General features: G+C 71.2%; 28 protein-coding genes and 3 pseudogenes. 17 read left to right on the top strand and 14 right to left on the bottom strand.

Annotated elements, in window-relative coordinates; translation table 11 throughout:
- Window positions 1–95 precede the first annotated feature (95 nt).
- From ACZ7MX_RS32565 to ACZ7MX_RS32520, 10 genes are all read right to left on the bottom strand, one after another.
- Window positions 96–662 carry a hypothetical protein gene (locus tag ACZ7MX_RS32565; protein WP_472137350.1) on the bottom strand — a complete coding sequence of 189 codons (567 nt, stop codon included), beginning with the start codon at window positions 660–662 and terminating at the stop codon, window positions 96–98.
- Window positions 659–2,056, bottom strand: coding sequence for a hypothetical protein (locus ACZ7MX_RS32560; RefSeq protein ID WP_472137348.1), 1,398 nt, complete (start codon window positions 2,054–2,056; stop codon window positions 659–661). Before ACZ7MX_RS32560 ends, ACZ7MX_RS32565 begins: the two co-directional genes overlap by 4 nt.
- A complete protein-coding gene (locus ACZ7MX_RS32555; RefSeq protein ID WP_472137346.1) occupies window positions 2,053–2,862 on the bottom strand; it encodes an ABC transporter ATP-binding protein in 810 nt (269 codons plus the stop codon). The genes ACZ7MX_RS32560 and ACZ7MX_RS32555 overlap by 4 nt, the downstream gene beginning before the upstream one ends.
- A 32-nt stretch (window positions 2,863–2,894) precedes the next feature.
- Window positions 2,895–3,722: a zf-HC2 domain-containing protein gene (locus tag ACZ7MX_RS32550; protein ID WP_472137345.1), complete on the bottom strand. Its 828-nt coding sequence runs from the start codon at window positions 3,720–3,722 to the stop codon at window positions 2,895–2,897.
- Window positions 3,719–4,279 (bottom strand): RNA polymerase sigma factor, encoded by a 561-nt coding sequence (locus ACZ7MX_RS32545; RefSeq protein ID WP_472137343.1) that lies wholly within the window; start codon window positions 4,277–4,279, stop codon window positions 3,719–3,721. Before ACZ7MX_RS32545 ends, ACZ7MX_RS32550 begins: the two co-directional genes overlap by 4 nt.
- Before the next feature lie 100 nt (window positions 4,280–4,379).
- A complete protein-coding gene (locus tag ACZ7MX_RS32540) occupies window positions 4,380–5,057 on the bottom strand; it encodes a Uma2 family endonuclease (RefSeq protein WP_472137341.1) in 678 nt (225 codons plus the stop codon).
- A gap of 186 nt (window positions 5,058–5,243) precedes the next feature.
- Window positions 5,244–5,522, bottom strand: coding sequence for a hypothetical protein (locus ACZ7MX_RS32535; RefSeq protein WP_472137339.1), 279 nt, complete (start codon window positions 5,520–5,522; stop codon window positions 5,244–5,246).
- 72 nt (window positions 5,523–5,594) lie between these two features.
- Window positions 5,595–6,395 carry a hypothetical protein gene (locus ACZ7MX_RS32530; protein ID WP_472137338.1) on the bottom strand — a complete coding sequence of 267 codons (801 nt, stop codon included), beginning with the start codon at window positions 6,393–6,395 and terminating at the stop codon, window positions 5,595–5,597.
- A gap of 274 nt (window positions 6,396–6,669) precedes the next feature.
- Window positions 6,670–6,924 (bottom strand): DUF397 domain-containing protein, encoded by a 255-nt coding sequence (locus tag ACZ7MX_RS32525; protein WP_472137336.1) that lies wholly within the window; start codon window positions 6,922–6,924, stop codon window positions 6,670–6,672.
- Window positions 6,921–7,742 (bottom strand): helix-turn-helix domain-containing protein, encoded by an 822-nt coding sequence (locus ACZ7MX_RS32520; protein WP_472137334.1) that lies wholly within the window; start codon window positions 7,740–7,742, stop codon window positions 6,921–6,923. Before ACZ7MX_RS32520 ends, ACZ7MX_RS32525 begins: the two co-directional genes overlap by 4 nt.
- Window positions 7,743–7,829: 87 nt before the next feature.
- Between ACZ7MX_RS32520 and ACZ7MX_RS32515 the strand changes: the two genes are divergently transcribed.
- Window positions 7,830–8,138 (top strand): hypothetical protein, encoded by a 309-nt coding sequence (locus ACZ7MX_RS32515; protein ID WP_472137332.1) that lies wholly within the window; start codon window positions 7,830–7,832, stop codon window positions 8,136–8,138.
- A 31-nt stretch (window positions 8,139–8,169) separates the two neighbouring features.
- On the opposite strand, the gene ACZ7MX_RS32510 is transcribed toward ACZ7MX_RS32515, so the two are convergent.
- Entirely contained in the window at window positions 8,170–9,012 is an 843-nt protein-coding gene (locus ACZ7MX_RS32510; protein WP_472137330.1) for an alpha/beta fold hydrolase, read from the bottom strand.
- A gap of 58 nt (window positions 9,013–9,070) precedes the next feature.
- Here ACZ7MX_RS32510 and ACZ7MX_RS32505 point away from each other — a divergent pair, with 58 nt between their 5' ends.
- The 3 genes and pseudogenes from ACZ7MX_RS32505 to ACZ7MX_RS32495 all read left to right on the top strand — a co-directional run.
- Window positions 9,071–9,571, top strand: a complete 501-nt coding sequence (locus tag ACZ7MX_RS32505; RefSeq protein WP_472137328.1) for a MarR family winged helix-turn-helix transcriptional regulator — start codon at window positions 9,071–9,073, stop codon at window positions 9,569–9,571.
- A gap of 182 nt (window positions 9,572–9,753) precedes the next feature.
- Window positions 9,754–10,533, top strand: coding sequence for a VC0807 family protein (locus ACZ7MX_RS32500; RefSeq protein ID WP_472137326.1), 780 nt, complete (start codon window positions 9,754–9,756; stop codon window positions 10,531–10,533).
- A 52-nt stretch (window positions 10,534–10,585) separates the two neighbouring features.
- A pseudogene (locus ACZ7MX_RS32495) lies at window positions 10,586–10,789 on the top strand (transposase); the annotation flags it as partial.
- 44 nt (window positions 10,790–10,833) lie between these two features.
- Here the strand turns inward: ACZ7MX_RS32495 and ACZ7MX_RS32490 are convergent.
- Window positions 10,834–11,313, bottom strand: a complete 480-nt coding sequence (locus tag ACZ7MX_RS32490; protein ID WP_472137324.1) for a MarR family winged helix-turn-helix transcriptional regulator — start codon at window positions 11,311–11,313, stop codon at window positions 10,834–10,836.
- Between the two features lie 102 nt (window positions 11,314–11,415).
- Here ACZ7MX_RS32490 and ACZ7MX_RS32485 point away from each other — a divergent pair, with 102 nt between their 5' ends.
- Window positions 11,416–12,297: an NmrA/HSCARG family protein gene (locus tag ACZ7MX_RS32485; protein ID WP_472137322.1), complete on the top strand. Its 882-nt coding sequence runs from the start codon at window positions 11,416–11,418 to the stop codon at window positions 12,295–12,297.
- Window positions 12,298–12,427: 130 nt separating this feature from the next.
- Window positions 12,428–12,883, top strand: a complete 456-nt coding sequence (locus tag ACZ7MX_RS32480; protein ID WP_472137320.1) for a MarR family winged helix-turn-helix transcriptional regulator — start codon at window positions 12,428–12,430, stop codon at window positions 12,881–12,883.
- A gap of 72 nt (window positions 12,884–12,955) precedes the next feature.
- Here ACZ7MX_RS32480 and ACZ7MX_RS32475 read toward each other — a convergent pair.
- Together ACZ7MX_RS32475 and ACZ7MX_RS32470 are read right to left on the bottom strand one after the other, a co-directional pair.
- Window positions 12,956–13,279, bottom strand: a pseudogene (locus ACZ7MX_RS32475) (methyltransferase domain-containing protein); the annotation flags it as partial.
- A 214-nt stretch (window positions 13,280–13,493) separates the two neighbouring features.
- On the bottom strand, window positions 13,494–13,691 hold the full coding sequence (locus ACZ7MX_RS32470; protein ID WP_472137318.1) for a hypothetical protein: 198 nt from the start codon (window positions 13,689–13,691) through the stop codon (window positions 13,494–13,496).
- A gap of 174 nt (window positions 13,692–13,865) precedes the next feature.
- Between ACZ7MX_RS32470 and ACZ7MX_RS32465 the strand changes: the two genes are divergently transcribed.
- From ACZ7MX_RS32465 to ligA, 11 genes and pseudogenes are all read left to right on the top strand, one after another.
- The gene (locus ACZ7MX_RS32465; RefSeq protein WP_472137317.1) at window positions 13,866–14,678 is read left to right on the top strand and encodes a Scr1 family TA system antitoxin-like transcriptional regulator; all 813 of its coding nucleotides are present in this window, start codon (window positions 13,866–13,868) and stop codon (window positions 14,676–14,678) included.
- Complete coding sequence (locus ACZ7MX_RS32460; protein WP_472137315.1) at window positions 14,675–14,887, top strand: DUF397 domain-containing protein; 213 nt, start codon at window positions 14,675–14,677, stop codon at window positions 14,885–14,887. Before ACZ7MX_RS32465 ends, ACZ7MX_RS32460 begins: the two co-directional genes overlap by 4 nt.
- Complete coding sequence (locus ACZ7MX_RS32455) at window positions 14,884–15,366, top strand: hypothetical protein (protein ID WP_472137313.1); 483 nt, start codon at window positions 14,884–14,886, stop codon at window positions 15,364–15,366. Before ACZ7MX_RS32460 ends, ACZ7MX_RS32455 begins: the two co-directional genes overlap by 4 nt.
- Window positions 15,367–15,493: 127 nt before the next feature.
- Window positions 15,494–15,706, top strand: a pseudogene (locus tag ACZ7MX_RS32450) (chorismate synthase); the annotation flags it as partial.
- A gap of 220 nt (window positions 15,707–15,926) precedes the next feature.
- Window positions 15,927–17,303 (top strand): NADP-specific glutamate dehydrogenase, encoded by a 1,377-nt coding sequence (gene gdhA / locus ACZ7MX_RS32445; protein ID WP_472137311.1) that lies wholly within the window; start codon window positions 15,927–15,929, stop codon window positions 17,301–17,303.
- A 68-nt stretch (window positions 17,304–17,371) separates the two neighbouring features.
- A complete protein-coding gene (locus ACZ7MX_RS32440) occupies window positions 17,372–17,914 on the top strand; it encodes an LOG family protein (protein WP_472137309.1) in 543 nt (180 codons plus the stop codon).
- Window positions 17,915–17,960: 46 nt separating this feature from the next.
- Entirely contained in the window at window positions 17,961–18,650 is a 690-nt protein-coding gene (locus tag ACZ7MX_RS32435) for an SDR family oxidoreductase (RefSeq protein WP_472137308.1), read from the top strand.
- A 63-nt stretch (window positions 18,651–18,713) separates the two neighbouring features.
- Window positions 18,714–19,154, top strand: a complete 441-nt coding sequence (locus ACZ7MX_RS32430; RefSeq protein ID WP_472137306.1) for a MarR family winged helix-turn-helix transcriptional regulator — start codon at window positions 18,714–18,716, stop codon at window positions 19,152–19,154.
- Window positions 19,155–19,253: 99 nt separating this feature from the next.
- Window positions 19,254–20,663: an MFS transporter gene (locus ACZ7MX_RS32425; protein ID WP_472137304.1), complete on the top strand. Its 1,410-nt coding sequence runs from the start codon at window positions 19,254–19,256 to the stop codon at window positions 20,661–20,663.
- Between the two features lie 84 nt (window positions 20,664–20,747).
- Window positions 20,748–21,761 (top strand): methionine synthase, encoded by a 1,014-nt coding sequence (locus ACZ7MX_RS32420; protein WP_472137302.1) that lies wholly within the window; start codon window positions 20,748–20,750, stop codon window positions 21,759–21,761.
- 31 nt (window positions 21,762–21,792) lie between these two features.
- Window positions 21,793–24,009: an NAD-dependent DNA ligase LigA gene (ligA, locus tag ACZ7MX_RS32415; protein ID WP_472137300.1), complete on the top strand. Its 2,217-nt coding sequence runs from the start codon at window positions 21,793–21,795 to the stop codon at window positions 24,007–24,009.
- The last annotated feature ends 135 nt before the right edge of the window (window positions 24,010–24,144 follow it).

Raw genomic sequence — 24,144 nt, 5'->3', positions numbered from 1 at the left:
ACCCCGCTGACGAGACGACCCCGCCGACGAGGATGACCTCGTCGGCGGGGAACTGCTTGTTCAGGCGCGCGGCTGCGCAGGCCGGGGCCTGCCCGTTACCGTCTTGGTCCGGCTATGGCGTACAGCACGGTGCCGGTCGCCAACAGAGCCCACGCGGTCGCGGCGGACGCCGCCGTGCCGGGGGGAAAGGTCATCCAGCTGACCACCTGTCCCGCAGTGCCGTCCAGCGGCGGGGCGAAGAGGGTGACCGCGAACCAGCCGGTCGGCAGGGTCCAGGCGAGGTGTGCCCCGAACAGCGCCGCCCCGAGCGCGGCAGCGCCGACCAGGCCCGCGCTGTCCCGGACGACGACCTCGGTGGGGGCCAGCTGCACGCCCGCCGCCCGGACCGTCAGCAGCGCCGCACCGGCGAACGCGCCGGCCAGCAGTACGTGCGCCGCCCGGCGGGGCGCCCACCGGATCGCGGCCGTCCGCTCCAGCGGGACGTCCCAGCCACCGAGCCCGATGGAAACGGCCGCCACGTTCGCGGTGAGGACCAGGACCGCCATCACCAGATCCACCGGTCCCGGGCCGTGGAGGGCCCCCACCGCCAGCGCGACGAGCGCGACCGCGGCGGCCGAGGCGGGCACCTGTCGTGAACGGGCGTACAGGGTCAGCCATCTCATCGCGTCGCCCTCCCCGCCAGCGCCGCGAGCTGGTCCCCCGAGCAGGAGAGGCTCCCGGCGCGCACCTTGGTGATCCGCGAGCGCTGCTCGGCCGGTGACAGCGCCGTCAGCCGGTGCCAGGCGACGTCGGCGTCCGTCCAGATCGTGCGCGCGTACCCGTCGCTGCCCTTCTCCCCCAGCGGTCGGAGCCGGCCGTCATGCAGGGCCCAGCTCACGGCGATGCTCTGGACGGCGACGCCGTCCACTCCTCCGCCCTCCTGGTCGTTGTACGCGTAGCAGCTCGGTGCCAGGCCCTGGGCGATCAGCGCGCGGGTCAGTTTCTCACCTGTCGCATCGGCGAGCAGCCGGTCGCTGAAGTCGACCGCCACCACGTCGCCGGAGAGTTCGCGGGTGTCGCCGAGCGCGCGCAGCCTGGTGTACTCCCGCACCGAGTGCGGCGCCTTGTCGCCCAGGACCTGGTGCAGCGTGCGCAGCGCCTCCTTGCCGCGCGGCGCGAGTTCGGGCAGGCGTGAGCGGTTCGCCTGCGTCACGCACACCGGTCCGTCGCAGACCTGGGCAGCGGCGGCCCGGTCGACGACATAGGTGTCGCGCGCAGCGGCCGGCAGGACCGGCAGGGCCAGGGCCGCACCGGCCAGGACGGGGAGCACCGCGAGCAGTCGGGCCCGGCGGGTCACGGCCGACAGCAGTGCGAAGCCGGTGGCGAGCAGGCCGAGCAGCCAGAGCGTCTGGCCGAGGTGCACGGAGCCGGACAGGGTCAGCAGCATCTCCCGCGGTTCCGCGGTCGCCGGGGACAGCTGGGCGAGCCGGTTCGGCGCCATGCCCGACGGCACCGCACCGTCACTGTTCTGCCGTAGCAGAAGGCCCGTCAGCAGGAGGAAGAACACGACCAGGGCCGGCGGGGTGAGGACGGAGGGCAGGGCCCGCGCGACGCCCATGCCGAACACGGCCCCCGCGACGAGGGCCAGCGCCGCCACGAGGGAGATCGGCAGCCAGCCGAGGGGCGTGTAGGTGGTGGGGCCGAGGGCCACCTGGACCCCGCCCACGACGACCAGGAGGCCGAAGCCCGACGCCAGCGCGAGCGCTGTCGCACCGGCCGGCAGTGCGGCGCGGCGCCAGGCCGGCAGCGGCGTGGTCGTCAGCAGTTCGGCCATCCGCGAGCGGGAGTCGCGCAGCCCGTACACCGCTCCCATGCCCACCACGAGCGGCCACCACAGGGCCAGCCAGGACCGGGTCCACAGGGCCATGGAGGTCCACTGGGCCGTCCACCCGGCGGTGCCCCGCCACCAGAACCCGTCGATCAGACAGAAGATCGCCAGGCTGCCTGCCAGGACGACGACGCCGGGCCACGGGGCGACGGAGCGCTTGAGTTCGATGCGTAGGACACGTCCGTTCACCAGTTGCCTCCCTGCTGCCCGGAGTTGCGGAGCAGTGCCGAGTAGCCGCGCTCCAGGGGGCTGTCGCCCGGGTACTCGATGCCGCCCGCCGCGGCCAGGTCGTCCGGTGTGCCCTGGATGACGAGGCGGCCGTCGGCGAAGAGCACCACGTCGGAGCAGGCGGCCGCGACGTCCTCGACCAGGTGGGTGGAGACGACCACACAGGTGTCGCGGCCCAGTTCCTGGAGCAGCTCGCGGAAGCGCAGTCGCTGCGCCGGGTCCAGGCCGGCCGTCGGCTCGTCCAGCAGCAGTACCGCGGGGTCGTTGACGATGGCCTGGGCGATGCCGGCCCGCCGCACCATGCCGCCGGACAGGGTCTTCATCCGATGGTCGGCGCGGTCCGCCAGGCCCACCCGTTCCACGGCCCGCTGGACGGCCGCGGGGACGTCCGCCTTCGGAACCTCTTTCAACCAGGCCATGTACTCGACGAACTCACGCACGGTGAAGCGCTTGTAGTAGCCGAAGTCCTGCGGCAGGTAGCCGATCCGGCGCCGCAGGGCCCGGTGGTCGCCCCTCCCGCCCACGGAGGTGCCGAGCAGCTCCAGTTCACCCTCGGTGGGGCGCAGTACGGTGGCCAGCGTCCGGATCAGGGTGGTCTTTCCCGCTCCGTTGGGCCCCAGGAGGCCGTGGGTGCCGATACCCAGGGAAAGGTCGAGCCCGTCGACGGCCATCTTCTTCCGTCCGACGCGTACTCTCAGGCCGCGGGCCCGGATCTCCCAGGCGTAGGTCTTCGGCGCGGTGTCGGCCGCGCTCGTGGTGGGCGTCATGCGGGGGTCCCTTTCGAGGGTCGACGATGGCTTCACAGCGTTGAGTACGCGTTTCTGCGGGCGATCACGGCGCCGATCCCGAGCGCGAGGAGCAGCCCCCACACGGGCAGTTGGTCCGGCTGCAGGACACGTTGCAGGGCATGGGGGACGCGGCCGGTGGCCGACGCGGGCACCACGACGACGACGGCCCACACGACCAGGAGCCCGGTGGCGGCGCGGGTCACGCCGACCACGCTGCCCAGCGCCAGGGCGGTGGAGGTGAAGGCCAGGGAAGGCAGCAACCACTGCGCGGCCGTGATGGTTCCGGTCAGCCATCCCCCCACCAGGAGCACGGGCAGGACCACCACGAGGACCGCCGTGGTGCGGCGGAGGAGCAGGGGCAGGCCGGCCCGGGCGGCCGAGGCGGTCAGCTCGTGCGCCGGGTCCAGACCGCGCGACCACGATGCGGCGACACCGCACAGCGGCAGCACCGGCGCGATCAGCAACAGGGGAGAGCTGTCACCGAAGAACGTCGGCGACGCGATCGCGTTCAGCAGCAGCGCCATCAAGGTGACGACGACGATCACGGCCAACCACGGGGCCATGGCCGGCGTCAGCCAGGCCGAGACCCACCTCGGGCGGTATCGCCGCGAGGGCGCCCTGACGGCCGCGTCCAACTGCGGTTCCAGACCGGCCCGTACGGTGTCGAGGAGCGTGGCGATGCCGGGCGCCTCGGTGGACACCGAGGCCGCCAGGCGGCTCCGGCACGGCGCGCACGACTCCAGATGGGCTTCCAACGCCCATGCCGTGTCCGCGGCCATCGTCGCGTCACCACGTGCGTAGTCGTCGATCAACTGCCTCGACGCGTGGTCCCCGCTCATGTCAACGCCTTCCGCATCGCGATCCGGGCCCGTCGGGCGCGGGTCTTGACCGTGCCTTCGGGCAGCCTGAACAGGACGGCGGTCTCCCGGATGGTGAGCCCGTCGAGCACCGTGGCCTGAAGTACCTCTCGGAGTTCCGGCGCCAGTCGCCGCAGGGCGTCACCGACGTCGCCGCCGACGGTCCCGGCGAGCGCCTCTTCCTCCGCCGCGGGCACCACCGCCCGTTCGGCGGCGGCGACCGGCGGTTCGGCGTGGTGGGCACGGCGCCGGAACGCGTCGACGAGGCGGCGCGCCGCGATCGTCCACAGCCATCCGACGGCCGTCCCGCCGACCGCGCTCCCGGCGAACGCGCCCGCCGCGCGCCACACGGCCAGATAGGTTTCCTGCATGACCTCGGCGACGATCTGCTCGTCCGCGCAGCGACGGCGCAACCGCACCGCCAGCCAAGGCGACGTGCGCCGGTACAACTCGTCGAACGCCCCGCGGTCACCTCTGGCCACCAGCCGGACGAGGCGTTCCTCGTCCAGCTCGTCCAGTGCTCTCCTGCGTGATCTCACACCAGCCAGACGCCCGATGCGGCGCACAGGTTCTTGGTCTGTTGTGAGCTGGGTCACGGTGCCGCGTGACCCTCACCCGGTCTCCAGCGCCTCGACCTGTTCAGTAGGTATAGAGCGCCGTGGTATCGATTTCGGCGTTGAACGGGGCGCCGACCGGTACCGGCTCACCGAACTCGGCCTCCAGCGAGGCCCGGTAGTGCTCAGCACTCGGCAGGGAGTAGAGCAGGCACTTGCCCTCTATGGGGTTCACGATGAGGTAATACGGGATCCCGGCCCGGGCGTACTTCTTCACCTTCTTGTCGGTGTCGTTCTCGGGGTTGGACTCCGATACGACCTCGGCGACCAAAATGACTTCGTCGGCGGGGAACCGCTTGAGCCGGGTGCCGCGGTAGGAAACGTCCGCAACCGAGATGTCGGGCCTCAAGAGCGTCTTGCCGTGCCACCCGTCGTAGATCGTGTCGACTTTGGTCATGACGAGCCATTTCGCCAAGAGCTGGGATGCAATGGTGAGCACCATGTTCCCGTGAGCGCCGGTAACTACGGTGCTCAGGCAGACCTCTCCATCGATCATTTCGGCGTGGTAGTCCGGAAACGCCGCATCCAATTCCTCGAAGCGCCGCATCTCTTCGGTCTGTACTGGGCTCTCCATCCGCGCCGTCATGGTGTGCCCTCCCCTGGTGCCCTGGCTCGTGCCGGCGTGGCTCTGTGTGAACGCACCCGCACACAGTCGGGGTACGACGTTCCGGGTGGCCACGATCCAGTCGTTGGCGATTGCCATTGCGGCGATCTCAGGCTCGCCGATGGCGACGATCCGGTTTCGGTACTCGTGCCGTACGTCAGCCAGGGTCTGGGCGTAGCGCTCTCGCCCGGGGTGTGGCGTCGTATGGAACCAGGCGAGTACGCGTTGGTCCGGCTTGGGCCGGGTGGTGAGTTCCGCGATTCATGTTCGTGACGAACAGGAAGTTCACTCGCCCTCCTCCTGGTCGTCGTACGACCGGACACCGAACTCCAGGCCCTCGAACGGCGTCGACAGCAGGAATTCTGTGAACCCGTCAAACCCCAACGTGATCCATCGATGGATCATTTCGGGAAGGGCGTCGATGTCCGTCTCTGCCAGCTCGGCGTCGAAGTGGCGCCGCTGATGCTCTGGCAGCGCCTCGCGGATGTCACGAACGGTGCGGAGAGGGGGCGGGGCCTCGTCGGTAGCAGGCGGGCGGGAATCGTCGTGAGGTGCACGCCTCATGGGCGCCTCCGGTCCTTTCAGCTACGGCCTTGGCCGCTGATGTGGGTTGGTGATGGTCGGTGTGTGGCCCGTTCAGGCGGCTTGCCGCACCTCGGCCGGGGTCCGGTAGTCGCGGCAGTCGCGGCAGCGGCCCGGGCCGTCGGCGCGGAAGGCGCGGTCGCAGCCGTCGCAGTTCTGGAGGGGGATGACGGGTGGGCGGTCGGGCTCCCGGGGCGGGCTCGTACGGGCCGGTGGGCGCAGGGCGGCGAGGCGGTGGGCGAGAAGGCGGGCCGGGCGGCGGTTGAGGCGTGCGGGGAGGCCGCTGGTCAGGGCCTCGGTGATCTCTTGTGGGGCCGCCCCGCGATCGAGCCAGTCCGTGACGGCCGGGGCGAGCGCCGTGATCTCCCGCTCGGAGAGGAGCAGCCGGCGGTCGCGGTGGGGGAGAGCGGCGAGGAGGCCGGCGGCTTCTGGGGCCGGTTTCGGAGCCGTGGCCGGTACGGGCTCCGGCTCGGCGGCGGGGGCGGGTGCCGGGGCGGAGGCTGCGGCGGGTTCCGGTTCCGCTCCCGGCAGGTCGTACGCGAAGGTCCGGGTGATGATGCGGCCGCCCGGCCCCCGCTCGATACGGCGCTCCAGCCAGCCCTCGTCCTCCAGCTCGCGTAACGCCTCGGCGATGACCTTCTTGCCCTCGGCGAAGTGCGTACAGAGGGCGGCGATGGTGATGGGTGCGCCATCGGGGAGGGACAGGATGTACGCGGCGACGCCGACCGTGACCGCGCTACCGGCGCGCTGCGTAAGGCGGTTGGCGAGGACGGTGAAGTGGGTCGTCTGGCGCGTACGGATGTGGATGACGCCGCTGGAAGGGCGTGCGGGCGCGTTAGACTGCGCTGAAGTCATCGGGAAGCCTCGGTTCTTCCTTGTGATCAGGCCCTCGGGTTGGGATTGCCGTCCCGCCGAGGGCCGTTCCATGTGTGGTTGTTGTGGTGGTCCGACTGCGGCGAGCGTAACCGCATTCCGGACGCGTCCGCGCCCAAGTCACCCAATGGGGTGAGGAGTTGGGTGACGAGGGCGGCGGTAGGTGGGTGGGGTTCTCTCCCCGGGTTCTTTGGTAGTCGGCCGGGTCACCGGCGGTCGGTGGGGCGGAACCTGGTGCCGCCCCACCGGTGTCCGCTCAGACGGCTTCCGGTGCGACCTGCGCGTACGCGATGAAGGACGCCCAGGAGGCGGGCGTGACCGCTATGGACGGGAGCGAGACGTCCTTGGAGTCGCGGATGTGGACGGTGCCGGGGCAGGTGGCGACCTCGATGCAGGCTTCGCCAGTACCGCCGCTGTAGCTGGACTTCTTCCAGGCGACAGCGACTTCGACGCACGCTTCGTCCTGCCCGCCGCTGTAGCTGCTCTTGAACCATGCCAGTTCGGCGTTCATGTCTCTTCCTCTCCTCCCAGCATTCGCTGAATGAGGACTCGCGACGACTCGGCGTCGAGGGCCTGTGCTCGAAGTGTGCCGTAACGATGGCTCAGCACGCTGACATCGTCGGGTTCGGTCAGGAAGTAACTTCCCTGCTGGCCTGAGACGTAGCCGATGGTCTGGTGGTCCGGCGTCTCCAGCAGCGTCATCGGGCCGTCCACGCCTGCATGCGTCTGCCGCGACAGCATGATGACCTGGAGCTGAACGTTGTGGAGCTCGGAGATCTCAAGCAGGTTCATCAACTCGCCCCTCCAGACCTCCCGTCCGCCGATCTTCCGCAGCAGCGTGGACTCCTCCAGGACGAAGGTCATCCGGCAGGCGGGTTTGCGAGTGAACAGCTTCTGCGTGGCCAGCCGGGCTTGGACGGACTTTGTGATCTCCTCGTCCGTCATGCTCGGCCGTACGGACCGGAACACCGCCCGCGCATACTCCTCCGTCTGTAACAGGCCGTGCAGGAAGTGAGTGGAGTAGGAGTGCAGCGCCAATGCCTCCGCCTGCAACTTCACATACTCCTCGGCCCAAGCCGGATGGTGCTTCTCCGCGACGTCGGGGATCAGTACGCGCAGCACGCCGTTCGCGCCGAGCGCCCCGTCCACCGCGTCGACGTAACCCGGCTTCGGTGGTCGCTCGCCGCGTTCGACCATCGCGATGAGGGACTCGGAGTACGGGATGAGGTCGGCCAGCTCACGGCGCGTCATCTCGCGTTGTTCCCGCAGGAAGCGGGATTGCTTTCCGAAGATCCTGAGGGTGACGGGTGGTTCGTCGTTGTGGGGCATCGCACACCTCGCACAGTTGCAGCGTGGTGACGCACAGTTGCGCCGTTCCTGTGGCCAGGCTAGATGCGTGCGCGGATGCTTGTCCGCATGATGAACGAACCGCCAGGATCCGAACTTTCCGACCCTGTCGAACCTGCCGCTCCGCAGATGATGAGGCTGCTGCCCTGGAGGACTCCGGACGACCGGCCCTGCTTCCTCCTCACCGACGACGCGGGCGGGCCGGTGTCCGACCTCGCCGACAGCATCGAGGAGATGCAACTGGGCATCGGCGAGGAACTGCTGCGCCACGCGCGGGCGATGCATGCCGATCCGAAGGTGCCGGACCGTGAGTTCCGCTATCTCTCGCGGCGGCTCGCCGAGGCGCTGGGCGATGCGCTGCGTGTCGCACGTAACTGACCGCGGCGCTCTCCCGGTACTGCGCCGGGGCTCATCGTGCAGGTGAAGAGGCGTCCGGGGTCAGTGCCCGCAGGAACGGGAGGAGTTCGGCGGCGAAGGCGTCCGGCCGTTCCATGGCCGGGAAGTGTCCGGTGTCCTCGATCGTCGTGCTGCGGCCGTTGGCCACGGTGCGGACGAGTCGTTCGGCCATGTCGAGGTGGTCGGGGGAGTCCAGGGCGCCGTTGACGGCCAGGACGGGCACGGTGATCGAGGCCGCACGTGCCCAGGTGTCGGACACCGGCACGAGCCAGTTCTGCTCGTCGGCGGTGTGCTTGCCGATGGTGCGCCGGGCCATCTCCCGCAGCCGGGCGACGACCTCCGGGCGGACGTCGTCGAGCGTGCGGTGGGGGCCGGCCGCGAAGCGCAGGAAGGCGTCGATCCAGCCCTCGATGTCACCGGCGGCCAGTGCCGCGGCCTCCGCGGCCCGCACCTCCGCGACCCAGGGGTCGCGCCATTCCGGCTCGCTGGTGCCGGCGCCGCCGACCACCAGGGCGCGCACCAGCTCCGGGTGCTCAAGTGCGGTGTCCACGGCGGTACTTGCCCCCATCGAGACGCCGATGAGCACGGCCAGTCCGATGTCGAGGTGGCGCAGCAGAGCGGCCACGTCGTCGGTGTGCCGGAACGGCCGGTCCGCGTTGGAGGAGTCGCCGTGTCCCCGGGCGTCGGGGGCGATGACCCGGTAGTGCCCGGCGAGGGTCGCCACCTGGTCGTCCCACATGCGGTGGTCGAAGAAGCCGGCGTGCAGGAGGACCAGCGGGTGGCCGTGGCCGGTGTCCCGATAGGCGAGGTGGCCGTTCTCGAACGGGAAGGAGCGCATCTCTCGTGCGGCTGTCATGACAACCAAGGTGTCATGTTCTTTGGTACCTTGGCAACCAAGGTGTCATTCTGGTGCGGTGACCGACACCGATCAGCCCCGTAAGTCCCGTACGTCCCGTGAGCCGCTGGAGCCTGACGATCTGGCCCGCCGGCTCACCGAAGTGTTCGCGCTGGTGGGCCCGTTGTACCGGCGGGTGCAGCGCAAGGTGGAGCTGAACGCACCGATCGAGGGGCTCTCCGTCGGCGTGCGCGCCGTCCTGGACCTGCTCCGGGAGCACGGGCCGATGACCGTCCCGCAGATGGGCCGGGCGCAGGCGCTCAGCCGGCAGTTCGTGCAGCGCATGGTCAACGACGCGGCGGCCGGGGGACTGGTCGAGAGCGTCCCGAACCCCGCGCACCAGCGGTCCCCGCTGATCCGGCTGACCGGTACCGGCCGGGCGGCCATCGCGGCCGTGACGGCCCGGGAGCATGCGCTGCTGCGCCAGGTCGGCGGCGACCTGACCGATGCCGAGGTGACGGCGTGCCTGCGGGTCCTCCGGCGCATGCTGGACCTCTTCGACGACGTGGAGGTCAACTGACGCCGGTCCCGAGGGGTGGGTCTTCCCCCACTGACAAATGTCACGGTGAAGGCAGGACAGACGGGGCTGTTGGCCGGGTGCGGCCGTGCGGGAAGCTGAGGGCGTTGCGGAGGACGGTGGCGCGGAGGGCGGCACCGGGGACGCCGCCAACTGGTCACAGTCTCAACCGGGGGGAATACACCGTGAGTCGGAAGCAGTCCGTCACCGAGGGCAAGGCGGGGGAGCCGGGCGCGCCGGAGAACGCAGGGAAGGCCGTGCTGCGGAGCTTCGTTCCGCTGATCGTGGACGCGGGGATCCCGATCGCTTCGTACTACCTCCTCAAGGACGGCTTCGGGCTCAGCACGGTGGCGGCGCTGGGCTGGAGCAGTGTGGTGCCGGCACTGCGGACCGTGTGGGACCTGATCGCCAGTCGCCGGGTCAACGGTCTGGCACTGCTGATCCTCGTGGTGAACGTCGTCGGGCTGGCGATGAGCGCGGTGGCCGGTGACGCACGGCTGATGATGGCCAAGGACAGCGCGGTGAGCAGCACCATCGGCATCGTCATCCTGCTCTCCGTGCGGTCGAAGCGGCCGCTGATGACGGCGGGCCTCAAGCCCTTCGTGACGAAGGGCAGCGCGGCCGGGGACGCCGCCTGGGACCGGCTGCGGGCGGAATCCGCGGCGTTCCGGCGGGTCGAGCGGCGGTTCTCGGTGATCTGGGGGACCTCACTGCTGACCGAGTGCGTGCTCAAGGTGGTCGGCGCGTACACCCTGCCGGTGGACACCATGGTGTGGCTGGGGACGGTGATGACGGTCGTGTCCATCCTGGTGGCGATGGTCCTCGGCGGCGGCAGCTGCGCCGACCCGATGGAGAAGATGGTCGCGGCCGAGGTCGGGCGGAGGGCCGGAACGGAGGGTTCCGCGGACGGGTCCGGGCCGGGCGCGGTCGACGCGGCGGCGGAGCCGGTGGGGGCCGGAGGCTGAAGCTCCGGGCGGCGCGGGGGAAGGGTGGTGACCGGGTCACCACCCTTCTTCTGTGGAAAACGCGCTGGCCCGTTACGTCGACCAGGTGCTGCGCCCGGAGGCATGGGTGGTGCGGCCGATCATCATCCCCAAGGCCGGACACCACTCCGTCGGCGTCGAGCAGCGCTACATCCCCTGGCTCGGCCAGGTCGTCAACGGCCAGCAGGCGCTGGGGGCGTGGGCCGCCACCTCCCATGCCGCCGTCCCGGTCGACTGGTACGACCCGCTGGCCGGAACGGTGCGCCGGCCCCAGGTCGGAACTCAGTCCGGCTTCGGCCGGGACCGCAGGCGTCCCATCTGTGCGTGGCTGAGCTCGTGGGCCCGCCGCATGTGCCGGATGAGCACCTCCAGCTCGTCCTCGGTGTGGTCGTCGAGGAGCGTCTGCCAGCTCCGGCCGAGGTCGTCCCACACCGCGGCGACGCGGGCGATGCGGTCCGGCACCGGGGTGACCAGAACGCGGCGGCGGTCCTGCTGGTCGGGTGTGCGGGCCACGTAGCCGCCACGTTCGAGCCGGTCGACCAGGCGGGTGGCCGAGCCGGTGGTCAGGCCGGTCATCTCGGCGATCTGTTTCACGGTGAGCGGTCCGGGCTCCGCCGTCAGCAGGCTCAGGCACTGCACGTCGGTCGGGTGCAGGCCGAGGTGGTCGGCGAGGGCTTGGTTGAACAGCACGTAGGACGCCAGGTAGCGGCGGGACTCGCTCGACAACTCCTCGTACAACCGGGCCCGGTGCGGGTCTGTCATCTGGATCACACTCCAAATCGCTGCGCGGCGCAGCAATTCCTCGTACTCTTCTGCGTGACGCAGTTAATGCGCCACGCAGCGATACTACCTGTTGGAGGATCCATGCTGACCGTCGCCGTCACCGGAGCCACCGGAGCCCAGGGCGGAGCCACCGCCCGCGCCCTGCTGGCAGCCGGCCACCGGGTGCGCGCGCTCACCCGCCGCCCCGACTCACCCGCCGCCGACACGCTGCGCCACCTCGGCGCCGACGTGCGCCACGCCGACTTCGACGACCGCCCCTCGCTCCGGGCCGCCTGCGCCGGAGCGGACGCCCTCTTCGCGGTCACCAGCCCGTTCGGCACCGACACCGCCACCGAGGTCCGGCACGGCAAGGCCCTCGTCGACACCGCGGCGGAGGCCCGTCTCGGGCACGTCGTGTTCACCTCCGCCGCCCACGCCGACCGGGGCACCGGCATTCCGCACTACGAGAGCAAGCACGTGATCGAGCGGCACCTGCGTACCGCCGGAGTGCCCTGGACGGTGATCGCCCCGGCGGCGTTCATGGACAACTACGCCAGCGGCTGGACCCTCGACGGACTGCGCCAGGGCACCTTCGGCTGGCCGATGCCTGCCGACCGGCCGCTCACGCTCATTCCGGCCACGGACATCGGCGCCTTCGCCGCGCTGACCCTCCAGCGTCGTGACGAGTTCGCCGGCCACCGCATCGACCTCGCCTCCGACGAGCGCACACCCGGCGGGATGGCGGAGATCCTCGCGGCCGCCATGGGGCGCCCGGTCGCCCACCAGGAGGTCCCCCTGGCCTACGTCCGGACCCGGTCGACGGACCTGGCGGCCATGTTCGAGTACTTCACCACCGCGGGCCTCGACGTCGATGTCGCCGGGCTGCGCCGCGACTACCCCGAGGTCGGCTGGCACAGCTTCACCGACTGGGCCGCCGCCCAGGACTGGCCCGCGCTGCTGTCCACCGCGCCTGCGCACCGGTGACGTCCTGCGCTGCTGCCACGGCCACCGCCACAGCCACCGCCACGGCCACCGCCACGGCCACTGCCGCGGTCCGGATGATGCCGGACACCACCCACCCCACCCCCATGTGGCCCACCGAAGGAACGCACCCATGAACGCACCCATGAACGCACCCATGAACGCGCCCATGAAGCCGATCGGCTACTGGCTCAACCGCACCGACAAGGCCCTCACCCGCTCCATGAACGACATGCTGGGCGGGTTCGGCCTGACCCGGATTGCCTGGCAGGTCCTCAACGTCATCCAGGACACCCCCGGCGTCGACGACGCCGAGGTCCGGTCCGTCCTCGCCGCCAACGCCGACCTCGCCACGCTGACCGAGGCCGTCGACGCCGTCCTCGCCGACGGCTGGGCGGCCCGCCCCGCGCCGGACCGGCTCACCCTGACCCCCGACGGTCGCCGGCGCCTGACCGAGGTGGCGGTGCGCGTCGACGCCTTCCGTGAACTGTCCATGACCGGCATCGCGTTGGACGAGTACCACACGGCCGTCCACGTCCTGGAACGCATGTGCCGCAACCTCGAAGGGTCGACGGGCGGCGGCAGTTGACCACGACGCGGAGGAGGGCGGGTGCGCCGGCTTCCGGCGTCGCATCCCCCGGGGCCCCTGCCCACCGCGGGCTCACACCGCCCAGGAACCCACCGGCCCGGCCTCCGGATCGTCCAGCCACACCCGCTGCCCGTCGGCGGTCACGGTCAGCCCGAACCGGGTGTGATCCGGCCTGCCCTGCGTGACCCACCACCGATGGGCCGCCGCCACCTCGTCCCACAGCCGCCGCGGCCCCGACTGCCACACCCGGGCCGCCTCCCCGTCCCGGAACCACACACAGGCCCACGAACGGTCGCCGCCCAGCCCGTAGAACCACACCGGCCGGCCCCCGTCCCGCTTCTCGGCGACGACGTGACAGCACTCCGGCACCCGCAGCCCCAGCGCGACGTGACCGGGGCGCTCGTCGGGTCGAACGATGCTCAACGGTCGCCTGCCCTGGGTGGGTTGGGAACGCTGTTCATGGTGCCCCTCCCCAGGGGGGTGTCGGTTCGGTCGTGGTGGGGCTGATGACGCCGGAGCAGTACGCGGCAGTCCACGGCCTTGGAGAAGTCGCCCGCCCGTTCCGCGGCGGCGGCCGCGCGGAGTAACTCGGCGCAGGTGGCACAGCCGGTCACGTCCCGCTCGCCCTTCCGTGCGGGTGCCCCGCGATCACCGCGTTGCAGCTGCGGACGACCAGGCGGCGGCCCTGCGCACGGGCCTTCTCCCGTTCCTGCGCGAGCGCCTGGCAGACGTCGCATGCCGATACGGGTACGGGTTCGAGCTCGGGCCCCGCCGGGGTCACCGGGGTCGGGACTGTGTACTCCGCCATCCGAATCCTCACTCTGTGTTGCCGTTCGGTCACCAGGATGGTGTGAAAGTCGGTACCGTGGAAAGGACTTCAGCGCCCAACCTGGGCGCTGGTCAGGGAGGGGTATGCGCGCGTTAGTGACCTGCATGAAGGCCGACGAGCGGGGCATGACCAGGCCCGCGGTCAGGGGGATTCATGGATGACGACCAGGACCCCCGGCAGCGGTTTGCGGAGGAGTGTCGCAGCGCCCGGGAGCTGTTCCCGGAACGGCGGCTGAACCAGACGCAGTTGGCCCGTATGGTCCGGGTGTCCAAGTCCACGATCAGCCGGGTGGAGATCTGCGAGGGACCGATCCCGCCGGACCTGCCGCCGCTGCTGGACCAGGTCTTCTCGACGGACGGCCTGTTCAAGCGGCTCTACGAGGAGATCGCCGCGGGGGCGTATCCCGCGCATTCGCGGCGACGGATGATGCTGGAGCCGCGGGCGAGAGCCATTGCGGAGTGGTCCGCGACGCTGGTTCCCGGGCTACTTCAGACGGGTGCCTATGCACGGGCACTGTTCAGAACGGGTGACCCGAGAGCCACCGAGCGGGAGTTGGTGCACAAGGTGGGCTCCCGGCTTGCGCGACAGGACATCCTGCGCGGCAGTACCCCACCGGACCTTTCCGTTGTCGTCTGCGAGTCCGTGCTCCGCCGCAACGTCGGCGGGCGGAAGGTCATGCGGGATCAGCTCGCCGCTCTGCTGTGGTACGGCAGCCAACCCACCACGGTTCTGCAGGTTCTCCCCTTCAGCGCCAATGCGCCGGAGCTGTTGGACGGCTCGCTGTCGATACTCACGATGCCTGATGGAGGAACCGTCCTCTATACGGAAGGCGTGCGGTTCGGATCCATCATCGAAGAGCCCGCCACGGTAAGGCACTTGTCGCGGTCCTACGATGTGGTCAGGGCGTCGGCGCTCTCACGCGACGCATCCGCCGACCTGATTCGCGAGCTAATGGAGGCATCGTGACCGTGCCCAGGCGCCACCGGTGGGTCAAGTCCAGCTACAGCACTTCAGACGGCGGCAACTGCCTGGAGTGGTCGCCGACCCACGCCCGTGCCCACGGTGAGGTGCCGGTCCGGGACAGCAAGACTCCGGACGGACCGTCGCTGACGTTCGGCCCGGCCGCCTGGTCCGCGTTCATCGCCCGTGTGCAGGGCGGGGAGTTCAGCGAATGACCACCATCGCGGTCACCGGGCACATGGACCTCAGTGCGGCCACCATGCCGCTGGTGCGGGAGGCCGTGCAGGGACTCCTGCGGGAGCACGCCCGCGAAGAGCTGGTCGGGGTCTCCTGCCTCGCTCGTGGGGCCGACACGTTGTTCGCCGAGGCGGTTGTCGAGGCCGGGGGGCGGCTGGTGGTCGTCGTGCCGGCCCGGGACTACCGGGTGACGCAGGTCAAGGGCGACCACGCGGCCGTGTTCGATCGGCTGGTGGCGGCCGCCCAGGTGGTGGCCATGCCGTACGACGTGGCCGACGAGCAGGCGTACGAGGCGGCCAATGCGGAGCTGCTGAGGCGGGCCGAGCGGCTGGTGGCGGTGTGGGACGGTACGTCTCCCGACGGCAAGAGGGGCGGCACCGCGCACGCCGTGGAACAGGCGCGGGCGCTCGGGCTGCCGGTGGACGTCGTCTGGCCGGCAGGGGCGGAACGCGCCTAGCAGGAGGAGGGAACAGGCCCCGCGGACGACGGTCCGCGGGGCCTGTTCCGTGCGAGGGGTGTGCGTTACGCCGCGCCCGCCTCCACCGCCTCGTTCGGAGCAGGGGTCGGGGCCGCCACAGGCTTCGGCGTGCGGGACGGTGGACGTCAGCACCGGTGAGGCGGCCACGGCGCACCACCAGCGCTCCGACGTCTGCGCGGTGCCGGCCGCCGGGATCGTGGCCGAGGCCATGGTCGCGCTCGTCCTCGCCGACGCAATAGTGGAGAAATTCGGGGGCGACAGCGTGGCCGAGACCCGCCGCAACGTCCGGGGCTTCCTCGACGCCCTGGCGATCACCTGACCCGTCCGCCGAGGTGGCCGGGGCAGCGGTGTCAACCGGCGGCCGCTCCCCGGGGGTGGTTGCGGGACCGGCCCGGGAGCGCGCGCAGTGTGGCGTTCGTGACACCCCGGGGCGGACCGGGCGGTGAGCACCCCGGGGCGTCCTGGGTGCCGAGTAAGGTCGGCCAGCACGGGGCGTCAGAGGTGGGGCCTTCGCGGCCACGAACGGAACGGAAGTCCATATGTCGACTGTTCAGTCTGGGGTCAGGTCCGGCGCGCAGCAGGCCGGCCCGGCATCCCTGTACGCCGAGCTGGTGCGCCGGAACCCGGGTGAGGCCGAGTTTCACCAGGCGGCCCTGGAGGTGCTGGAGACGCTGGAGCCGGTACTCGCCGCCCGGCCGGAGTTCGCCGAGGCGAAGATCCTGGAGCGGATCTGCGAGCCCGAGCGGCAGATCATGTTCCGGGTGCCCTGGCAGGACGACGCCGGCACGTTCCACGTCAACCGCGGCTTCCGGGTGGAGTTCAACAGCGCCCTCGGCCCGTACAAGGGCGGGCTGCGCTTCCACGCGTCGGTGAACCTCGGGATCGTGAAGTTCCTCGGCTTCGAGCAGATCTTCAAGAACGCCCTGACCGGCCTGAACATCGGCGGCGGCAAGGGCGGCAGCGACTTCGACCCGCACGGGAGGTCGGACGCCGAGGTGATGCGGTTCTGTCAGTCGTTCATGACCGAACTCCACCGCCACCTCGGCGAGCACACCGACGTACCGGCCGGTGACATCGGCGTCGGCGGCCGGGAGATCGGCTACCTCTTCGGCCAGTACCGGCGGATCACCAACCGCTGGGAGGCCGGGGTGCTCACCGGCAAGGGGCTGGCCTGGGGCGGCTCCAAGGCCCGCACGGAGGCCACCGGTTACGGCAATGTGCTGTTCACGCAGGAGATGCTCAAGGTGCGCGGGGAGGAGCTGGACGGCCAGCAGGTCGTGGTGTCCGGTTCCGGCAACGTCGCCCTCTACACCATCGAGAAGGCGCAGGCCCTCGGCGCCAACGTGGTGACCGCCTCGGACTCCGGCGGCTACGTCGTCGACGAGAAGGGCATCGACCTGGCCCTGCTGCGGCAGATCAAGGAGGTCGAGCGCGGCCGGATCAGCGCGTACGCCGAGCGGCGCGGGGTGTCGGCCCGGTACGTGCCCGGCGGCCGGGTGTGGGACGTCGCCTGCGACGTCGCGCTGCCCTCGGCGACCCAGAACGAGCTGGACGCGGAGGCGGCCCGGATCCTGGTCCGCAACGGCGTCAAGGCGGTGTCCGAGGGCGCGAACATGCCGACCACACCGGACGCCGTGGCGCTCTTCAAGGAGGCCGGGGTGGCCTTCGGCCCCGGCAAGGCCGCCAACGCGGGCGGGGTGGCGACCAGCGCGCTGGAGATGCGGCAGAACTCCGCGCGGGACACCTGGTCCTTCGAGCGGACCGAGGGCGAGCTGGCGGCGATCATGCGCGCCATCCACCGCACCTGCCACGAGACCGCCGACCGGTTCGGGCGGCCCGGCGACTACGTCGCGGGCGCCAACATCGCGGGCTTCGAGCGGGTCGCGGACGCGATGCTCGACCAGGGCCTGATCTGACCGCGGGCGGCGGGGCGCGCGCCGGTGCGGCGGCCGCCCCGCCGCCCCCGGCTCGTAAGGTGGCCGGCATGAACATCTGCGTCTTCTGCTCCGCCGCCGACCTCGACGACCGCTATGTCGTCCCGGCCCGCCGGTTCGCCGAGCTGATCGGCAAGGGCGGGCACGCGCTGGTGTGGGGCGGTTCGGACACCGGGCTGATGAAGGTCATGGCCGACGGGGTGCAGGAGGCCGGCGGGAAGCTGATCGGGATCTCGGTGGAATTCCTGGCGCACAAGGCGCGCGCGGGCGCCGACGAGATGGTCGTCACCAAGGACCTCGCCGAGCGCAAGGCGGAGATGCTGGCCCGCGCCGACGCCATCGTCATCATGGTCGGCGGCACGGGCACCCTCGACGAGGCCACCGAGATCCTGGAGCTGCGCAAGCACGGGCTGCACAGCAAGCCCGTCGTGCTGCTGAACACGGCCGGCTTCTACGACGGGCTGCACGAGCAGTTCCGGCGCATGGAGGACGAGGGCTTCCTGCCGCTCCCCCTCACCGACCTGGTGTTCTTCGCGGCGGACGGGGTCGGTGCACTGGCCTATCTGGAGGAGAAGGCGGGCTATACGGCCTGAGCCGCCGCCCCGCCGCCCGATGGGCCGGCTCGTTAGGATCGGGCCCATGGGTACGCACTTGATCACGGGCGCAGGGTCGGGCATCGGAGCGGCGGTCGCACGGCGGCTGGCGGAGCGCGGCGAGGAGCTGTGGCTGCTGGCGCGCAGCGCGGTCCGCGCGAAGGAACTGCACGCGCAGTTCCCCACGGCGCATGTGATCGTGGGCGACCTGGCCCACCCCGAGAAGCTGTCCTTCGCGCTCGGCCAGCAGCCGCTGCCGGCCCGGATCGACTCCCTCCAGCACATCGCGGGCGTCATCGAGCTGGGCGCGGTCGGCGATCTGCCGGCCAAGGCGTGGCAGCGGCAGCTCGCCGCCAACCTGGTGGCGCCGGCCGAGCTGACCCGGCTGCTGCTGCCGCTGGTGCGGCTCGCCAAGGGGCACGTGGTCTTCGTCAACTCCGGCGCCGGGCTGAACGCGCACGCCAACTGGAGCGCGTACGCGGCGAGCAAGCACGGCCTGAAGGCGCTGGCCGACTCCCTGCGGGCGGAGGAGCACGGCAACGGCGTGCGGGTGACCTCGGTCTACCCGGGGCGCACGGCCACGCCGATGCAGGAGAGCACCCACCAGCAGGAGGGCAAGGCGTACGACCCGTCCCGCTGGATCGACCCGGAGTCGGTGGCCACCGCGATCCTCGCCGCCGTCGACCTGCCGCGGGACGCGGAGATCAACGACGTCTCGGTGCGCCCGGGACGCTGAGCCCCGCCGTCCACGGCACGGCCGGGCCGCCGGAGGGCCGCCGCGGCGACGTACGCTGCAAGAGTGACCACTGAAGCGAAGTCGACCGCGGCGGCGGGGTGCGGGTTCCGGGAGATCCGGGGGCTGGTGACCGAATTGAGCCGCCGGCTGGACGCCCATCAGCGGAGCCGGGTCGCCGAGCTGGACCTGACCCCGACGCAGGCCAAGGTGCTGGAGGAGCTCGGCGAGCCGAAGACCGCGCGGGAGCTGGCCGGGGTGCTCTGCTGTGAACCGCCCAATGTCACCTATGTCATCTCCAAGCTGGAGAAACAGGGCATGGTGGTGCGGCAGCCGCATCCGCTGGACGGCCGGGCCAAGCAGCTCGTACTGACCGAGGCGGGGCGGGAGTTGCGGCTCGACCTGCTGCGCCGGATGGGCACGGCGTCGCCGCTGGACCACCTCACGCACGAGGAGCGGGCCGCGTTGCGCGACGACCTGCTGAAGGCCCTGGGGCGGGGCGACTGACCCCTGTGCCGGGAGGGCGCCGGCGGTTCCGTATGCCTTTCGTAAAGTTATAGCTGTAACCATTGCGCGGGGTGATGGTTACAGCTTTAACTGCATTGCATGATCACTGAGAAGGCGACGGCGCGCGGCCCGGCGCGCGAGACCTCCCAGGCGCCGGCCGCACCCGCGGCCCGTGGTGGGCTCCAACTCCTCGTGCTGGCACTCGGGTTCGTGATGGCCAGCCTGGACACCGGCATCATGAACGTCGCGGCACACGACCTGCGCGCCCGCCTCGGCCTGAGCATGGCCGGCCTGACCTGGGTCGTCGACGGCTATGTCCTCGCCTTCGCCGCGCTGCTGCTGCTCGCCGGCTCGCTGGCGAAGCGGTGCGGCGCCCGCCGGATCTACCTCGTCGGACTCGCCGCGTTCACCGCCGCCTCCCTGCTCGGCGCCGCGGCACCGGACGGCACCGTCCTGGTGGCGGCCCGCTTCGCCCAGGGCGTCGGCGCCGCGCTGTTCATGCCCAGCTCGCTGTCGCTGCTGATGAACGCCTTCCCCGAACCGGCCCGCCGGGCCAGGATCCTCGGCATCTGGTCGGCGATCGTCTCCACCTCCGTGGGGCTCGCCCCGACCATCGGCGGCCTCCTGGTGGGCACCCTGGGCTGGCGCTCGATCTTCCTGGTCAACCTCCCCATCGGCGTCGCCGGCCTGCTGCTCACCCGCCGGGTGATCGCGGCGGTCCCGGCCCGCGGTTCGGCGCTCGGCGGCACCGGTCACGTCCTCGGCCTGCTCGCCCTCGGATCGCTCAGCTACGCCCTCATCGAAGGGCCTGACCAGGGCTGGGCCGCGCCGCTCGTGCTGGGCGCCTTCGCGGTCACCGTGGTCGCGGTGGCAGGCTTCCTCGTCCGGGAACGGACCGCCCGTACACCGATCCTGCCGGTCGCGCTCTTCTCGGACAGCCGGTTCTCCGCGGCCAACGTGGTCGGCTTCCTCTTCAACTTCGCCTTCTACGGCGCCCTGTTCGTCCTCGGGCTGTTCCTCCAGACGGCCCGCGGCGCGAGCGCGGTGACCGCCGGCCTCCAGATGCTCCCGGCCGTGCTGATCCTGCCGTTCGGCAACATGCTCTACGCCCGGATCGGGCACCGCCTCGGCAACCGGACCGCGCTCACCGCCTCCCTGGCCGTCTCCGCCGCCGGATATGTCGTGCTCTTCCTGATTGTCCGGCCCGGACTGCCGTACTGGGTCCTCGCGGTGGTCCTCGCCCTCACCAACATCGGCAGCGGGATCAGCTCCCCGGCACTGACCGGCGTCCTGATGGAGGCCGCCGGCCGCGAGCACGCCGACATCGGCAGCGCCACCCTCAACGCCAACCGCCAGATCGGCTCGCTGGTCGGCATCGCCGGGATGGGCGCGGTGCTCACCGCGGCCGGCGGCGGCCACCCCGGCGCGCAGGCCGCCTTCGCCCTCACGGCCGGAGCGCTGGCGGTGGCCGCGGTGACCGGCTGGCTGGGCGTGCGCGGCCGGCGGTGACGGGACGCACGTCCCGCGGGCGGGCGCGTGCGGCGGCGGCCCCGGGGTACGCCACCCGGGCCCGCTGCCGCATACCCTTCCGGGGTGAGCGAGAACAGCACGTACGAGTGGGCAGCGGGCGCGGCGACCGGTATCGGGTCGATGCCCGGCGGGGACGCGCGGGAGGCGGCCAAGACCGTCACCGGATCGCTGGAGACCTTCCCGTATCTGCCGGAGCTCCCGGCGCGGGGCCCCGGCGCCGACATGATCGGCCGCACCCTGGGGATGCTCGTCGAGGTCTACGGCCATGTGGAGCCCAGCGGCTGGCGGATCAGCGACCGGCCCGGCCGGGACACCCGGCGGGCACACTCCTGGCTCGGCGAGGACCTCGACGCCCTGGAGGAATTCACCCAGGGCTACGAGGGCCCGCTGAAGGTCTCCGCGGTCGGGCCCTGGACGCTGGCCACCGCCCTGGAACTGCGCAACGGCGAGGCCGCCCTCAGCGACCCCGGCGCCTGCCGGGACCTCGCGGCGTCGCTGGCGGAGGGGCTGCGCGGCCATCTCGCGGACGTCCGGCGCCGGGTGCCGGGGGCCGAGGTGGTCCTCCAGCTCGACGAGCCGTCGCTGACCGCGGTGCTCCAGGGGCGGGTCAGGACGGCGAGCGGGTACCGGACGCACCGGGCCGTGGACCGGGCCGTGGTCGAGGGCGCGCTGCGCGATCTCGTGGCGGTGGCGCAGGGCGGGCCCGTGGTCGTCCACTCCTGCGCGCCCGAGGTGCCGTTCGCGCTGCTGCGGCGGGCCGGAGTCACGGGCATCTCGTTCGATTTCACGCTGCTCACCGAGCGTGAGGAGGAGGCGATCGGGGAAGCCGTCGAGAGCGGTACGGCGCTGTTCGCGGGCGTGGTGCCGGGCGTGGACGGCCGATTGTCAGACCCTGCCGGTAGCGTCATGGGTGTCAGGACGCTCTGGCGCAGGCTGGGGCTGGCACCGGGGACTCTCAGCGAGTCCGTGGTGGTCACCCCGTCGTGCGGGCTCGCGGGCGCTTCGCCCGGATATGCCCGTGCGGTGCTCGCCCATTGCGTCCGGGCGGCGAGGTCGCTCGCAGACAACCCTGAGTGACCGCACTCAAGGACCACGGGAGGACAAGACGGTGGCTGGCGAACAGCACGCAGCGCAATCCAAGGTGCCCACAGCGGCGCGGGAGAAGCACGCGCAGCTCGCTGAGCAGATCGAGGAGCACCGCTTCCGCTATTACGTGAAGGACGCTCCGGTCATCAGCGACGCCGAGTTCGACCGGCTGCTGCGCTCCCTGGAAGCACTGGAGAACGAGCACCCCGAGCTGCGCACCCCGGATTCCCCGACCCAGAAGGTCGCCGGTGCGTACGCGACGGAATTCACCGAGGTCGAGCACCGCGAGCGGATGCTCTCGCTCGACAACGCCTTCGACCAGGAGGAGTTGGCGGCCTGGGCGGAGCGGCTCGCCGGTGAGCTGGGCGGCGCCCCCAAGGGCGCGGGCTACCACTTCCTGTGCGAGCTCAAGGTCGACGGCCTCGCCGTCAACCTCACCTACGAGCACGGCCGGCTGACCCGCGCCGCCACCCGCGGCGACGGCCGCACGGGCGAGGACATCACCCCCAATGTCCGGACGATCGCCGACATTCCCAACCGCCTGAAGGGCGACCGGATTCCGGCCCTCGTCGAGGTGCGCGGCGAGGTCTACTTCCCCATGGAGAAGTTCCTCCAGCTCAACGAGCGGCTGGTGGCCGACGGCAAGCCGCCGTTCGCCAACCCCCGCAACGCCGCGGCCGGTTCGCTGCGCCAGAAGGACCCCAAGATCACGGCCAGTCGCCCGCTGCACATGGTCGTCCACGGCCTCGGTGCCCGCGACGGCCTGGAGATCGACCGGCTCTCGGAGGCGTACGACCTGCTCAAGGAGTGGGGCCTGCCGACGGCCACGCACAACAGGGTCGTCGACTCCCTCGAAGCGGTGCGGGAGTTCATCGCCCACTACGGCGACCCCGAGACCCGCCGCACGGCCGTGGAGCACGAGATCGACGGCGTGGTCGTCAAGCTGGACGAGATCCGGCTCCAGGGCCGGCTGGGATCGACGTCGCGCGCCCCGCGCTGGGCGATCGCCTGGAAGTACCCCCCGGAGGAGGTCAACACCAAGCTGGTGGACATCCGGGTCGGCGTCGGCCGCACCGGCCGGGTCACGCCGTACGCCGTGGTCGAGCCGGTCACGGTCGCCGGGTCCGAGGTGGAGTTCGCGACCCTGCACAACCAGGACGTGGTCAAGGCCAAGGGGGTGCTGATCGGGGACACCGTCGTGATCCGCAAGGCCGGCGACGTCATCCCCGAGATCCTCGGCCCGGTGGTCGACCTCCGGGACGGCGGCGAGCGGGAGTTCGTGATGCCGGCCGAGTGCCCCGAGTGCGGCACGGCCCTGCAGCCCGCCAAGGAAGGCGACATCGACCTGCGGTGCCCCAACCAGCGCTCCTGCCCCGCGCAGATCCGGGAGCGGCTGTTCTACCTCGCCGGCCGCAAATGCCTGGACATCGAGAATTTCGGATATGTCGCGGCCACCGCCCTGAGCCAGCCGCTGGAGCCCGCCGAGGCGCCGCTGAAGGACGAGGGCGATCTGTTCGGCCTCTCCGTCGAGCAGCTGCTGCCCATCAAGTCGTATGTCCTCGACCCCGATTCCGGGCTGCCCAAGCGCGATCCGAAGACCGGCGAGGAGAAGGTCGTCACGTTCTTCGCCAACCAGAAGGGCGAGCCGAAGAAGAACACCCTCGCGATGCTGGAGAACATCCAGGCCGCCAAGGAGCGCCCACTGGCCCGCATCCTGACCGGTCTGTCGATCCGGCACGTGGGCCCGGTGGCGGCCGAGGCGCTGGCCCGGGAGTTCCGCTCGATCGACCGCATCCGGGACGCGGACGAGGCAGAGCTGGCCGCCGTGGACGGCGTCGGGCCCACCATCGCCGCGTCGTTGAAGCAGTGGTTCGCCGAGGACTGGCACCGCGGGATCATCGAGAAGTGGCGGGCCGCCGGTGTCCGGATGGAGGAGGAGCAAACGGGTGATGAGGGCCCGCGTCCCCTCGAAGGCGTCACCGTCGTCGTAACGGGCACACTTCAGTCACACACAAGAGATGGCGCGAAAGAGGCCCTCCAGAACCTCGGAGCGAAGGTGACCGGTTCCGTTTCGAAGAAGACCGGTTTCGTGGTGGTGGGCGACAACCCCGGTTCGAAGTACGACAAGGCGATGCAGTTGAAGGTCCCGGTACTGGACGATGACGGCTTCGCGGTGCTGCTGGAACAGGGTCCCGAGGCAGCACGAGCGGTAGCTGTCACTCCGCCTGAGGAGGAGTGAGGTGTCACCCCATCGGCGCATACCAGATTGATCCAGGATGCCGGGTCGCATTCGGGCAACCGTCGTCGATCGCTGCCCGCGGCGGCCTTCCGCGGCCTACTGTTGAGGAGTGCGCCTGCCGTGGCGCGGGCACAG

The organism is Streptomyces sp. NPDC107765, assembly GCF_055657085.1.
The sequence above is the reverse complement of the archived record's forward strand: the minus strand, read 5'-3'. Positions and strand labels throughout refer to the sequence as shown.

Excerpts from the sequence above, each read along its gene's own strand:
- ACZ7MX_RS32565 (WP_472137350.1), bottom strand. The coding sequence starts at position 662 with ATGAGATGGCTGACCCTGTACGCCCGTTCACGACAGGTGCCCGCCTCG.
- ACZ7MX_RS32555 (WP_472137346.1), bottom strand. The coding sequence starts at position 2,862 with ATGACGCCCACCACGAGCGCGGCCGACACCGCGCCGAAGACCTACGCC.
- ACZ7MX_RS32550 (WP_472137345.1), bottom strand. The coding sequence starts at position 3,722 with ATGAGCGGGGACCACGCGTCGAGGCAGTTGATCGACGACTACGCACGT.
- ACZ7MX_RS32540 (WP_472137341.1), bottom strand. The coding sequence starts at position 5,057 with ATGGCAATCGCCAACGACTGGATCGTGGCCACCCGGAACGTCGTACCC.
- ACZ7MX_RS32535 (WP_472137339.1), bottom strand. The coding sequence starts at position 5,522 with ATGAGGCGTGCACCTCACGACGATTCCCGCCCGCCTGCTACCGACGAG.
- ACZ7MX_RS32530 (WP_472137338.1), bottom strand. The coding sequence starts at position 6,395 with ATGACTTCAGCGCAGTCTAACGCGCCCGCACGCCCTTCCAGCGGCGTC.
- ACZ7MX_RS32525 (WP_472137336.1), bottom strand. The coding sequence starts at position 6,924 with ATGAACGCCGAACTGGCATGGTTCAAGAGCAGCTACAGCGGCGGGCAG.
- ACZ7MX_RS32520 (WP_472137334.1), bottom strand. The coding sequence starts at position 7,742 with ATGCCCCACAACGACGAACCACCCGTCACCCTCAGGATCTTCGGAAAG.
- ACZ7MX_RS32515 (WP_472137332.1), top strand. The coding sequence starts at position 7,830 with ATGATGAACGAACCGCCAGGATCCGAACTTTCCGACCCTGTCGAACCT.
- ACZ7MX_RS32510 (WP_472137330.1), bottom strand. The coding sequence starts at position 9,012 with ATGACAGCCGCACGAGAGATGCGCTCCTTCCCGTTCGAGAACGGCCAC.
- ACZ7MX_RS32490 (WP_472137324.1), bottom strand. The coding sequence starts at position 11,313 with ATGACAGACCCGCACCGGGCCCGGTTGTACGAGGAGTTGTCGAGCGAG.
- ACZ7MX_RS32485 (WP_472137322.1), top strand. The coding sequence starts at position 11,416 with ATGCTGACCGTCGCCGTCACCGGAGCCACCGGAGCCCAGGGCGGAGCC.
- ACZ7MX_RS32480 (WP_472137320.1), top strand. The coding sequence starts at position 12,428 with ATGAACGCACCCATGAACGCACCCATGAACGCGCCCATGAAGCCGATC.
- ACZ7MX_RS32470 (WP_472137318.1), bottom strand. The coding sequence starts at position 13,691 with ATGGCGGAGTACACAGTCCCGACCCCGGTGACCCCGGCGGGGCCCGAG.
- ACZ7MX_RS32465 (WP_472137317.1), top strand. The coding sequence starts at position 13,866 with ATGGATGACGACCAGGACCCCCGGCAGCGGTTTGCGGAGGAGTGTCGC.
- ACZ7MX_RS32455 (WP_472137313.1), top strand. The coding sequence starts at position 14,884 with ATGACCACCATCGCGGTCACCGGGCACATGGACCTCAGTGCGGCCACC.
- gdhA (WP_472137311.1), top strand. The coding sequence starts at position 15,927 with ATGTCGACTGTTCAGTCTGGGGTCAGGTCCGGCGCGCAGCAGGCCGGC.
- ACZ7MX_RS32440 (WP_472137309.1), top strand. The coding sequence starts at position 17,372 with ATGAACATCTGCGTCTTCTGCTCCGCCGCCGACCTCGACGACCGCTAT.
- ACZ7MX_RS32435 (WP_472137308.1), top strand. The coding sequence starts at position 17,961 with ATGGGTACGCACTTGATCACGGGCGCAGGGTCGGGCATCGGAGCGGCG.
- ACZ7MX_RS32425 (WP_472137304.1), top strand. The coding sequence starts at position 19,254 with ATGATCACTGAGAAGGCGACGGCGCGCGGCCCGGCGCGCGAGACCTCC.